This is a genomic window from Tabrizicola sp., from assembly GCF_022842145.1.
Classification (GTDB): Bacteria; Pseudomonadota; Alphaproteobacteria; order Rhodobacterales; family Rhodobacteraceae; genus Tabrizicola.
On the sequence record NZ_JALHQD010000001.1, the window covers coordinates 345222 to 357069 of the forward strand.

An 11848-nucleotide genomic window follows, 5' to 3' on the forward strand; every position below is an offset into this window, starting at 1 on the left:
GTGCCTGCTGCCCCTTCGGTCAGCCTCCGAAATAAGCCGCGGGGCGGCGAAATGCAATCAGCGGTGATCCGCCACGCCCTGTGAAACTTTGCGCGTCCTGCTCTCGTTCCTTCGGTGTTGCAGCCAGAGGTTCGCCATGCCCCAGGGTCCCGTTGTCTACCGCCAGAAGCTGGCTACCCGCTTGGCGCATTGGCTTTGGGCGGTCAGCCTCTTCTTCCTGATGCTGACTGGCCTGCAGATCTTCAACGCGTTTCCCAGCCTGCACATCGGGCAGGAGTCCGGCTTTGACTATGACAATGCCATTCTGGCCATCGGCGCGCGCGAGACAGGGTCAGGCCTGCAGGGCGTGACCCGCATCCTTGGCACCGAGTTCGATACGACCGGCGTTCTTGGTGTCTCGGGCGGCGAAATCCGGGCCTTTCCCGCAGCCCTTACCATTCCATCCCGGACCAGCCTTGCCACCGGACGGCTGATCCATTTCTTCTTCGCCTGGGTTCTGGTGGGGACCCTGGGCGTCTGGTTGCTGGCTTCGGCCGTGAACGGGCACCTCAGCCAGCTTGTTCCGACATTCGCCGACCTCAAGGCTCTGCCACGGGACCTCGCAGATCATGCAAGGCTGCGCATTCACCACACCGCCGGCTACAACGTGCTGCAGAAGCTGGCCTACGCCTCGGTCCTGTTTCTGGCCCTGCCGCTGATGATCCTGACGGGCCTTTCGATGTCCCCCGGCTTCAATGCGGCAGCACCCTGGCTTCTGGACCTGTTCCAGGGTCGCCAGACAGCGCGGACGATCCACTTCCTGACCATGCTGGGTCTACTGGGCTTCTTTGTTGTCCACATGGCGATGATCCTCCTGGCGGGTCCCTTGAACGAAATGCGGTCGATCCTGACCGGCTGGTATCGCACCGATGGAGACGACCATGCTTGATCGACGCAGGCTTCTGCTTGGCGGGGCGGCGCTGGCGCTGTCCGGATGCAAGGTGTTCGACAGCGCGACCGAGCCGGACAGCCGCCTGCGCGCGCTCTTTGCCGGCCACGAAAGCCTGACCCGCAGCGCCCAGCGCGCGGTGATGGGCGACCGGCTTGCGCCCGAGTTTTCCGAGGCCGACATCCGCCAGGGGCAGCGGCCGAACGGATCGACCGACCCCGACAGTGCCGACTATCGCCGGATGGCCGGCTCAGGATTTCAGGACTATCGCCTGACCGTCGCGGGCCTGGTCGACCACCCGCAAAGCCTGTCGCTGGCCGACCTGACCTTGCTGCCCTCGCGGACCCAGATCACGCGGCACGACTGCGTCGAGGGCTGGAGCTGCATTGCCAAATGGCAGGGTGTGCCGCTGGGCACGGTGCTGGACCAGGCGCGGCCCAAACTCATGGCGCGCTATGCTGTCTTTCACTGCTTCGACGCGATCGAGCGAAGCTTGTCGGGCGAGGTGTTCTATTACGAATCCATCGACCTCATCGACGCTTACCATCCCCAGACGATCCTGGCCTATGCGATGAACGGCGCCGCCTTGCCGGTCGCCAACGGTGCGCCCTTGCGCCTTCGGGTGGAACGGCAGCTTGGATACAAGATGGCGAAGTACGTCCACACCATCGAACTGACGGACAGTCTGGTGGACCTGGGCTCCGGGAAGGGCAGCTACTGGGCCGACCGGGGCTATGAATGGTACGCGGGGATCTGACGGGGCGCTCGTTGATGACTTCGTCATTCCTCGCTTGTCGGCCTGCCCTCCGACGAGAAGAAAAAGTCGCACGAGGAGGTTTTCCGCAGGCTCACCCCCAGGTCGGGTGGAACTTGCCGGCCGGGGACTGGGTGAAGATCTCGCAGCCCGTGGCCGTGACGCCGACCGAATGTTCGAACTGCGCCGAAAGCGACTTGTCGCGGGTCACCGCGGTCCAGTCATCGGCCAGAACCTTCGTCTCGGGACGGCCAAGGTTCACCATCGGTTCGATGGTGAAGAACATGCCTTCCTCCAGGACCGGGCCGGCCCCCGCACGACCGTAGTGCAGAACGTTCGGCGGCGCGTGGAACACCCGGCCAAGCCCGTGACCGCAGAAGTCGCGCACGACACTCATCCGCTGCGCCTCGACGTAAGCCTGGATCGCGTAACCGATATCCCCGAAGGTATTGCCCGGCTTAACCGCGGCGATCCCGCGCATCAGGCCCTCATGCGTGACCTCGATCAATCGCTCGGCCTTCCGAGCCAACTGGCCCGCCACATACATCCGGCTGGTGTCGCCATACCAGCCATCGACGATCACCGTGACGTCGACATTCAAAATGTCGCCATCCATCAGAAGTTTCTGGCCGGGAATCCCGTGGCAGACCACATGGTTCACGCTGATGCAAGACGCGTGCTTGTAGCCCTTGTAGCCGATGGTGGCCGAGGTGACCCCGCGCCGCCTGATTTCGTCGGTGATGAAGTCGTCGATGACCGCCGTGGTCGTTCCCGGCACGACCAGAGGGGCCACCGCGTCCAGGATTTCCGCCGCCACGCGACCGGCTGCGCGCATACCGGCAAAGTCCGCATCCTCGTAGATGCGGATGCCGTCCTTGGTGATGCGGGCTCGCAGGTCGTCCACAGGCAGTCTCCTTGGCCCCTACATAGTTGCCTCGCGCGGAATTGGCCAGAGGTCGGGGTTTGAAAGCCCGCCCGCGAAGGCTATACCCGACCGAAAGACCGCGAGGAGACAGGCCATGACCAACCCGACAGCCGCAATTCTGGTGATCGGCGACGAAATCCTTTCGGGCCGCACCCGCGATTCGAACATGCATTTTCTGGCCGAAGAGCTGACCCGTATCGGCATCACCCTGCGCGAGGCGCGGATGGTGGCCGACATCCATTCTGAAATCGTCGATGCCGTGCGCACCTTGTCGTCGAAATACACGCATGTCTTCACCTCGGGCGGGATCGGTCCGACCCATGACGACATCACTGCCGACGCCGTGGCCGAGGCGATGGGCGCGCCGATCAGCCACCGCGCCGACGCGATGGCGCTCTTGCAGGCGCATTACGACCGCTCGGGCCTGCCGTTCAACGAAGCCCGGCAGCGGATGGCACGCATCCCGGACGGGGCGACGCTGATCGACAACCCAGTCTCCACCGCGCCCGGCTTTACCATCGGGAATGTGCACGTGATGGCCGGGGTGCCGAACATCTTTCAGGCGATGGTCGCGTCGGTCCTGCCGAACCTGACCGGCGGCCCGCCGCTTCTTTCTCAGTCCCTTCGCGTAAACCGGGGCGAGGGCGAGATCGCGGGTCCCTTCGGTGCGCTGGCATCCGAGTTCCCGGAACTGTCGATGGGGTCGTATCCCTTCATCCAGAACGGGGCGCATGGCACCAACCTGGTGGTGCGGGGCACCGATCCAGGGCAGCTCGACGCAGCAATGGTCAAGCTGACTAGGCTGTTCGGATGACGCCGGCACTGCTGGCCGAGGTGATGGAGGCGACCTGGCCCCCCGCCAGCAGCTGGCAGTTCGGCCCCTTTACCCTTCGGGACGGGGCGGGTGGCGGCAAGCGCGTCTCTGCTGCCAGTCTGGATGGATCGTTCACCAAGGCCGATCTCGATGCGCTGGAAGCCGCGATGCCTGCGCCCCTGATGCTGGTCCGCGCCGGAGAGACCGCGCTTGACGCAGCACTTGACGCCCGTGGCTGGCAGATCGTCGACCCGGTCGTGGCCTATGCCGCGCCGGTCGACCGACTGGCCGCCGATCTTCCGCGGCTCACTGCCTTCCCACACTGGCCCCCACTTGAAATTGCCCGCTCGGTCTGGGCCGAGGGCGGTATCGGGCCAGCCCGCATCGCGGTGATGGAGCGGGTTCAGGCACCAAAGGCGGCCCTCCTTGGTCGGATCGACGATCGATCCGCTGGCGTGGCCTTCGTCGCCTGCCACGGGGACGAGGCGATGCTGCACGCCCTTGAGGTGCGGCAGAGCCATCGTCGACTGGGCCTGGGGAAAAACTTGCTTCATGCCGCGGCCAACTGGGCGGCCGCGCAGCAGGCCAGGCGGCTGTCGCTGGTCGTGACCCGGCAGAACGCCGCCGCGCGCGCGCTCTATGCTCGCCTTGGCATGGAAGTTGTGGGAGAGTACCATTACCGAATGAAATGATCGCGGAAAGCGACCCCCGGCAGTGCCCAAGGCTTACCTTCCCCTCCTGCTTTGTGCCGTTCTGGCCAATTCCGCCAACGCTCTGACCCTGAACCTGCCCGCCCGCGTGCTGGGCGAGGAAACCCGCAGTCAGATTCCCGGCAGTTACGACCTTCCAACCGCACCCTTCGACGGATCAATCGTTCCCGCTCAGCCAGTCGAGGGCGCGTTGGACCAGCGCGCCTACCGGCTGGAAGCCGACGGCATGACCACGCTCGCGATCCTTGACCCGTTGCGCGACCAGGTGCGCAGCGCAGGCTACGACATCGTCTTCGAATGCGACGGAAAGTCCTGCGGCGGCTTCGATTTCCGGTTCAACACCGATGTGATGCCGGAACCCGACATGCACGTCGACCTTGGGGATTTCCGGTTCCTGTCGGCGCGGAAGGGGGCCGAGGCGGTTTCCATCCTGGTCAGCCGCAGCTCGGGGGCTGCCTATGTCCAGATCACCCGGGTCAGTGCGGCGCCGGTGACCGATCCGGCCAACCGGACAGTGGTGGACCTTGAATATCCGGAAATTCCCAGCACCGTCGAACAACCCGCATCGACCGATGCCATCGGCGCCGCACTTGATGCGGTCGGGTTGGCGGTCCTGGAAGATCTGGTCTTCGCCAGTGGCGCCGCTGCGCTGACCGACGGGAACTACCCTTCGCTCGCCGCCGTCGCGGCCTGGCTGGCGGCCAATCCCGAAGGCACGGTTGCCCTTGTCGGCCATACCGATGCTTCGGGAAGCCTTGCTGCGAACCTCGCCTTGTCCGAACGCAGGGCCGAAGCGGTGGCCGAGGCGCTGATCCAGACCTATGGGGCCGATTCCGCCCGTATCACGGCCGAGGGCGTCGGGTTCCTCTCCCCGCGCGCCACCAACCAGACCGAGGAAGGCCGCCAGAAAAACCGACGGGTCGAAGTGATTGTCACTTCGACCCGCTAGTGGACGCTCCTTGAGGGGGGAGGGACGTCACCAGTTGTCAGGACCCTTGTCGGCATAGCGCCGTGCGAGGAAGTCGATGAAGGCCCGCACCTTGGGCTGGGTGAACCGCCCCGGCGGATAGACCGCATAGATGCCCAGCGTTTCGACCGGCAGGCCGGGGATCGCCTCTTCCACCAGCCGCTGCCGCATCGCGTCGGCGTAAAGGAACGAGGGCAGGTAGGCGATGCCAAGGCCCGAGACAGCCGCGTTCAGAAGGCTTTGTCCGTCGTTCACCGTCAGCCAGCCCACCGAGCGAACCTGCCGCTTCTCGCCCGAGGGCGCGGTGATCTTCCAGACGTTGCCGTTGGCCTGGTTGGAATAATGCAGAAGCTTGTGGTCGTTCAGATCATCGATCTTCTGCGGCCGGCCGAACTTTTGGAAATAGCTCGGCGCCCCGATCATGCGCTTGGTCGTTTCGGTCAGCTTGCGGGCCCGCAGCGAACTGTCTTCCAGCTCTCCGACGCGGATCGCCATGTCGAAGCCTTCGCTGATCAGTTCGACGTAACGGTTGTTCAGCACCATGTTCACGGTGATGTCCGGGTATTCCAGCAGGAAGTCCCCCAGGATCGGCGACAGAAGGTTCACGCCGAAATCCGTTGCGACCGACACACGCAGCAGGCCCGAGGGCGCTGATTGCATCGACGTCACGAGGGCATCCGCCTCGCCAGCGTCGTTCAGCACGCGGCGGGCGCGGTCGTAGTAGGCCAGGCCGATCTCGGTGGGCGACACGCGGCGGGTGGTTCTGTTCAGCAACCGGGCGCCGAGTCGGGCCTCCAGCGCGGATACGTGTTTGGAGACAGCGGATTTGGAAATCCCCATCTTCTTGGCTGCATCGGTGAAGCCGCCCTGGTCCACTACCGTGGCAAAGGCCTCCATCTCTGTCAGTCGATCCATATTGTCCTCTTCGGGAGCAGACACGCACATTTTGTTAAGAACAGGTTTCGCCGCCAAATCGGGCAGGAAGGCGGCGATCAGGCGTCCGATCCGGGGTATTGTGAGGGATCGTTGATGGCAGCGAAACGCTGCAGGCCTCTCCACCCTCGGCAGCACCTTGCCGGAAAGCGGCAAGAAACTAGGCGGCGCAGGAAGGGAGTCTGTCGGTCGGGGGAAATCGTTCCAAGACTGTTCACGAAATGGCGGCGATTCGCAGCGGATTTGCTGAATTGTCCTCAGGCTATGGAATGTCCTTCCGCAGGCAGATAGCTCGGCCCGGCGGCGGGAACCTTCGCGCCGCGCAATCGTGGATAGAAAAAAGAGACTTCCATGAAACGCTTTGCAATCGCACTTGCACCGCTTGCCCTCGCTTCGGCCGCTTTCGCGCAGACCCTGCCGGACGTGCCCGACACCGACTCCAACGGCAACTGGTCGCTGGTCGAGCTTCAGGCGGTCTGGACGGATCTGACGGAAGAGACCTTCAAGACCATCGACACCAGCGCCGATGGTGCAGTCGATGCAACCGAGCTTCAGGCCGCGCTCGACGGTGGCGTCATCCCGGCGCCGGGCGAAGCCTCGGGCGGCTGACGCAACCGCCCGTCGAGGACGTCGTCTCTCCTCACTGATGTCCGACGAGGGAGATGACGTCGAACGAGGAGGCTTTCGTTAAAGCCTTGCCGCCAGGCGCGCCGCCTGATCAATGGCGCGCTTGGCATCCAGTTCAGACGCGACATCCGCCCCGCCGATCCGGTGATGGCGGATGCCGCGCCGCTCCAGCTCGGCCGACAGCCCTCGCTCGGGTTCCTGTCCTGCACAGAGAACCACCGCGTCGACCGCAAGCAGTTCTTCCCCTTCGCGGTTCGGCCCGTGGCTGATCACCAGCCCGTCAGCCGTGATCCGTTCATAGTTCACGCCGCCCTGCATCTTCACCCGCTTCATCGCCAGGCTGGCGCGGTGGATCCATCCCGTCGTCTTGCCCAGGTGCCGACCCGGCTTTTCCGCCTTGCGTTGCAGCAGATACACCTCGCGCGCCGGAGGATGCGGTTGCGGTCCCGCCGGCTCCAGCCCGCCACGATCCTCCCACGGTGCCGAGACGCCCCATTCGGCGCGCCAAAGGCCTGGGTCCAGCGTCGGGCTCACCCCATCCTGCACCAGCGTCTCGGCCACATCGAAACCGATCCCGCCCGCACCCACCACGGCCACCCGGCGCCCCACGGGGGCACCCTTCAGCACGTCGATGTAGGACAGGACCTTCGCCCCGGCCTCCACCACGATGCCCGGATCACGCGGGGTCACGCCGGTGGCGATCACCACCTCGTCGAAGCCTTCCAGATCCTCTGCCCCAGCCTCACGGCCCAGCCGCAATTCGATCCCCGGCCCGCGCAGCATGGTGGCGAACCAGTCGACCAGCCCGTGGAACTCTTCCTTGCCCGGCACCTGACGCGCCAGGTTCAACTGGCCGCCAACCTGTTCGGCCTTGTCGAACAGCGTGACCTGGTGTCCGCGCTGGCTCGCGACGATGGCCGTCATCATACCGGCCGGACCGGCCCCCACGACAGCCACCCGTTTCGCCACCTCGGCGGGCGTATAGGCAAGCTCCGTCTCATGGCAGGCCCGCGGGTTCACCAGACAAGATGTCAGCTTGCCGCTGAAGGTATGGTCGAGGCAGGCCTGGTTGCAGGCGATGCAGGGCGCTATTTCGGCGGCGCGGCCCGACGCGGCCTTGGCGATGAAATCCTGATCCGCCAGCCAGGGCCGGGCCATCGACACCATGTCCGCCGCACCAGAGGCCAGGAGCCCCTCGGCCACCTCCGGCGTATTGATCCGGTTTGAGGTAATCACGGGAATCGAAACCTCCGGCCGCAGCCGCGCCGTCAGATGCGCGAACCCCGCCCGGGGAACCGATGTCGCAATCGTGGGCACCCGTGCCTCGTGCCAGCCGATGCCGGTGTTCAGCACCGAAGCCCCGGCCGCCTCGACCGCCTTTGCCAACTGGACCACCTCGTCCCAGGTGGACCCCTCCGGCACTAGGTCGATCAACGAAATGCGATAGACCAGAACGGCCCCCGGACCCATCGCCGCGCGCACCCGCCGGACAACCTCGACCGGTAGCCGCATCCGGTTCTCGTAAGCCCCGCCCCATGCGTCCGTGCGGCGGTTGGTGTGGGTGACCAGGAACTGGTTCAGAAAGTACCCTTCCGACCCCATCACCTCGACCCCGTCATACCCGGCCTCGATGGCTCGCGCTGCTGCCGTTGCGATGTCGGCGATCTGCTTCTCGATCCCATCCTCGTCCAGCTCGCGCGGCGGGAAGGGCGAGATCGGCGACTTCACTGCCGAAGGTGCCACACATTCCTTGCCATAGGCGTAGCGCCCCGCGTGCAGGATCTGCATCGCGATCAGCCCGCCCTCGGCATGGACGGCGTCCGTCACCCGCCGGTGATTGACGATGTCCTGATCGGTGAACAGCCCCGCCGCTCCCGGAAACACCCCGCCTTCCCGGTTCGGAGCCATGCCGCCCGTCACGATCAGCCCCGCGCCACCCTTCGCCCGCGCCGCGTAGAAGGCGGCGACCCGACCCCAATCCCCGGTCTCTTCCAGCCCCGTGTGCATCGAGCCCATCAGGCTGCGGTTCCTCAGTGTCACTCCGCCAAGGGTGATCGGCGACAGAAGGTGCGGATAGTCGGTCATATGGGTCTCCCTTGCGGGCGGAGAATGGCGAAACCCGCGAGAGACGTCACCACGAACGCCGCGTCACAGGACCACCACCTGCGCGGGGTCCAGAAGCCAGGGCGCGATGATGCCGCAAGTGTCGGCCAGGGGCAGCAGGCTATTCGGCACATCCATTCCGATCACCCGACGCATGAACTCGGCCCGCAAGGCACAGCGCCGCGCCGCGTTCGGGTGCTTTTGGGCCAATTCCTCCCGCAGGCCCTCGTCCGCGATGACATAGCCGTCCTCCATCCGGGTCGAGCCCCAGCGTGGATGCGCCGGGATCACGTCCATCTGCATCGCCATGCCCGAGGCAAGGGGGATGCCCGACTCCGGCATGATGGGCGAGGACATCCATTCGTCGAGGCCGATCAGGTGGCCGGGGTTCAGCGTGATGCCGAAATCGGCCGGCAAACGGTCATGGATCATCGCCCAGACCGCGCCCCCGGCCACGCCCGGCCGCATCATCCCGCACCAGTCCGACATCGCTTGCGTGTAAGGATAGACGAATTCCTCCAGGTATCCCGCCGCCGATGCCGGCAGGTCTTCTGCCCCCCGCGCCATCCAGCCCGCGCGGCAGATGTTCGATCCCCAATGCGCGATATTGAAGCTGGCAGGAACGCCCCGCCTGATCCGGTCGCCAACCGGCCCGGACAGGCCCGGCGTGTCGCCCATCGCGAAGGTCGAATGACAGCCCAACGGCAGGCCTCCCACCCGCGCCGCCTCGACGGCCGCGAAGTCGGTCATTCCTTCCCGGAAGGCGAAGACCATCCGGCGCAAGGCCGCCGCGGCCATGTGGTTCGAAAACTCCAGCCGCGCGATCTCGTTCGCGGTCACCCGGGCCCGCAGCCCATGGGCGGGATGCATGAAAATTGCAGTGGCATTCTCGACCCGCCCGGCACGCTGGCGCAGCGGATCGGCCAGGAAAGCCGGGATGTCCAGCGCCAGCGCCGGGTCCTGGCCGGGGGCAAGCTCGTCCGAGCCATACCATTTCCATCCCACTGCCCCGACCTTCGCTCCCGCTGGAACCAGCTCGTCCAGCCATTCCCAAAGCCGACGCGACCCTCGCGGCTGGCTGGGCAACGACAACGAGGCGCAAAGCCCGGTCCGCACCTGCCCGGCTGCGACCAATGGCGAGACCACCGTGTAGGCCAGGCACTCGTTCCCCGCGATCAGCAGGGCATCACCCTCGGTCACGACCAGCACCGCCTCTTCGAAGCGCGGGTCAAACCCGGTCAGCCAATGCAGGTTCGCCGCATGCTCCCGGTCACCATAGACCACCAGCGCCGCATAGCCCGCCGCCGACATCGCCGCCCTGACCGCAAGAAGCCGCGCCTCGGCCTCCGCAAGCGTGAAAGGCGGCGGCAGGTCCGGCGTTCCGTGGTCCGGCCAGTCCAGGCGTTGCAGTCGCGTCATCTTGAATTCCCCCCGGGTTCAGGCTCGCAGGATCGCATCCCCCGGCCCTGCTCGTCGAGCACTCCGTGCACTCCTCGCGCGTATCCGGAGGAGGACACGAAGTGAACGACGAGGCAACCGGCAGCTACGCCAGACCTTCTTGCGAATCCCGCAACCCCGGCCTATATGAGCCTCGAGAGGTTGGCGCGGGCAGGCACCTCGCCAACCCGGTCAGGTCCGGAAGGAAGCAGCCGTAACGAGCCCCGCTTGGGTCGTTGTCCAGCCTCTCACCTTTCCCCCTTCACGTCGTTCAATTTTCAGAAACTTCTGCAGACAGGGGGTTATGCCACATACGCAGGGCGCCGGGTCGCGCTCTGACGACGCATCCCGGATGATCGCGAGCCACGCACGCTCATTGTCGGTGGCGCCCGCCCGAAGCAGCGGACTGATGATCCTCAGTATTCTGCCCGGCATAGAGCTGCGTAGATTGAGGTCGGCGCGCGTCGATACCCGGCTCTTCGTTCGACCGGCGGGTTCGTCACGGTGCGCATTTTGTGCCAGCGCCAAGGCTGCAGGCAAGCAATGCTTGCCTGCAGCGAACTTCTTAGTTCACCTCGGCTGCGCGGTCAGCAGCGACAGCTGTTTCTGCAGATGCTACGGCCGCTGTGAATGCGTCCAGCACTTCTGATCCTCCTTTTACGTTCGCCTTGAACCATTCGAAGACCGGCTCCACCGCGGACTTAAAGGCGGCCTTCTCCTCGGCGGTCGGCACGTAGATCTCACCGCCAGCTGCGCGGAAATCGGCATAGGCCTGGATTTCCTTGCGCTTGGGGCTGGCGAAGGTCGCCTGTTGCAGAGCAGCAAAGCCATCGACGACGATCTGCTGCTGTTCCGGTGTCAGCGCCTTGAAGCGATCGTTGCCCATCCACCAGAAGGCGCCCATGTAGCTGTGGCCGTCGAGCGTCAGATACTTGATGCCGGCGTCGGTGAACTTCATCGACATGATGTCGGTTATCCCGTTTGCGGTGCCTTCCACGACCCCGGTCTGCAGCGAAGTGAACAGTTCCGGCCACGGGATCGGCGTGGGCGATGCGCCCAGCGTCGTGGCCAGCGTCTGCGGCAGGTCAGCGGGGACCGTGCGCATCTTCAGCCCGGCCAGATCACCTGGGGCTGCAATCCGCTTCTTGGTGTTGGCGTAGTTCCGCCAGCCGCCGGTGTTGCCGATGGTCATCAGCCGGATCTTGTCGCCCGAGTCTGCCAGCGCCATTGCGCGCAGCTTGGCGGTGAAGTCGGTACCGGTCAGCACCTCTTCGGCCACGCGGTCATCCGACATCAGGTAGGGCAGATCAAGGACCTGGATATAGGGGAACAGACCAGCCGCGCCGCCCGAGGTGGAGATGTAGATGTCGATCGTGCCATCGGCCACGCCCGCCAAGCACTCGTCGCCCTTGGCGCAGATCTGGGTGCCCATGAAGATTTCCACACCGATGGCACCGTTCGAGGCGTTCTCGACATAGTTCTTGAACACGACGAGACCGTCGTAATCCTCGTCCTGTTCGTTCGAATTTGCGGTGGCGCGCAGCATGATGTCCTGCGCCAGGGCCGCCCCGGCGGTGCCCGCCAGAAGCGCCGCCAGCGCAAGGGATTTCAGGGATGATTTAAACATGGTTCCTCCTTTTGGTTTCTTGT

At 65.2% G+C, this 11848-nt stretch carries 11 protein-coding genes and 1 other RNA gene; 7 read left to right on the forward strand and 5 right to left on the reverse strand.

What is annotated here, in order from left to right:
* The first annotated feature begins 136 nt into the window (after positions 1 to 136).
* Positions 137 to 928, forward strand: a complete 792-nt coding sequence (locus tag Q0C42_RS01735; RefSeq protein ID WP_295071087.1) for a cytochrome b/b6 domain-containing protein — start codon at positions 137 to 139, stop codon at positions 926 to 928.
* Positions 921 to 1685 carry a molybdopterin-dependent oxidoreductase gene (locus tag Q0C42_RS01740; protein ID WP_295071090.1) on the forward strand — a complete coding sequence of 255 codons (765 nt, stop codon included), beginning with the start codon at positions 921 to 923 and terminating at the stop codon, positions 1683 to 1685. Before Q0C42_RS01735 ends, Q0C42_RS01740 begins: the two co-directional genes overlap by 8 nt.
* A 91-nt stretch (positions 1686 to 1776) precedes the next feature.
* Here Q0C42_RS01740 and map read toward each other — a convergent pair whose 3' ends face one another.
* A complete protein-coding gene (map, locus tag Q0C42_RS01745) occupies positions 1777 to 2586 on the reverse strand; it encodes a type I methionyl aminopeptidase (RefSeq protein WP_295071092.1) in 810 nt (269 codons plus the stop codon).
* Between the two features lie 115 nt (positions 2587 to 2701).
* Between map and Q0C42_RS01750 the strand changes: the two genes are divergently transcribed.
* From Q0C42_RS01750 to Q0C42_RS01760, 3 genes are read left to right on the forward strand one after another with little or no spacing between them, the layout of a single operon-like run.
* Entirely contained in the window at positions 2702 to 3421 is a 720-nt protein-coding gene (locus tag Q0C42_RS01750) for a molybdopterin-binding protein (RefSeq protein ID WP_295071095.1), read from the forward strand.
* Entirely contained in the window at positions 3418 to 4113 is a 696-nt protein-coding gene (locus Q0C42_RS01755; RefSeq protein WP_295071097.1) for a GNAT family N-acetyltransferase, read from the forward strand. The genes Q0C42_RS01750 and Q0C42_RS01755 overlap by 4 nt, the downstream gene beginning before the upstream one ends.
* Positions 4114 to 4135: 22 nt before the next feature.
* The gene (locus tag Q0C42_RS01760; protein WP_295071101.1) at positions 4136 to 5080 is read left to right on the forward strand and encodes an OmpA family protein; all 945 of its coding nucleotides are present in this window, start codon (positions 4136 to 4138) and stop codon (positions 5078 to 5080) included.
* 27 nt (positions 5081 to 5107) lie between these two features.
* Here the strand turns inward: Q0C42_RS01760 and Q0C42_RS01765 are convergent, their stop codons facing one another.
* Positions 5108 to 6013 (reverse strand): LysR family transcriptional regulator, encoded by a 906-nt coding sequence (locus tag Q0C42_RS01765; RefSeq protein WP_295071103.1) that lies wholly within the window; start codon positions 6011 to 6013, stop codon positions 5108 to 5110.
* Positions 6014 to 6382: 369 nt separating this feature from the next.
* Here Q0C42_RS01765 and Q0C42_RS01770 point away from each other — a divergent pair, with 369 nt between their 5' ends.
* Positions 6383 to 6640, forward strand: coding sequence for an EF-hand domain-containing protein (locus Q0C42_RS01770; protein ID WP_295071105.1), 258 nt, complete (start codon positions 6383 to 6385; stop codon positions 6638 to 6640).
* A gap of 78 nt (positions 6641 to 6718) precedes the next feature.
* On the opposite strand, the gene Q0C42_RS01775 is transcribed toward Q0C42_RS01770, so the two are convergent.
* Together Q0C42_RS01775 and Q0C42_RS01780 are read right to left on the reverse strand one after the other, a co-directional pair.
* Positions 6719 to 8743 carry an NADPH-dependent 2,4-dienoyl-CoA reductase gene (locus Q0C42_RS01775; RefSeq protein WP_295071106.1) on the reverse strand — a complete coding sequence of 675 codons (2025 nt, stop codon included), beginning with the start codon at positions 8741 to 8743 and terminating at the stop codon, positions 6719 to 6721.
* A gap of 63 nt (positions 8744 to 8806) precedes the next feature.
* Positions 8807 to 10180, reverse strand: coding sequence for a hypothetical protein (locus tag Q0C42_RS01780; RefSeq protein ID WP_295071108.1), 1374 nt, complete (start codon positions 10178 to 10180; stop codon positions 8807 to 8809).
* Positions 10181 to 10353: 173 nt separating this feature from the next.
* Between Q0C42_RS01780 and ffs the strand changes: the two genes are divergently transcribed.
* An RNA gene (gene ffs, locus Q0C42_RS01785) (signal recognition particle sRNA small type) lies at positions 10354 to 10452 on the forward strand.
* A 311-nt stretch (positions 10453 to 10763) separates the two neighbouring features.
* Here ffs and dctP read toward each other — a convergent pair.
* The gene (dctP, locus tag Q0C42_RS01790) at positions 10764 to 11825 is read right to left on the reverse strand and encodes a TRAP transporter substrate-binding protein DctP (protein ID WP_295071110.1); all 1062 of its coding nucleotides are present in this window, start codon (positions 11823 to 11825) and stop codon (positions 10764 to 10766) included.
* Positions 11826 to 11848 lie beyond the last annotated feature (23 nt).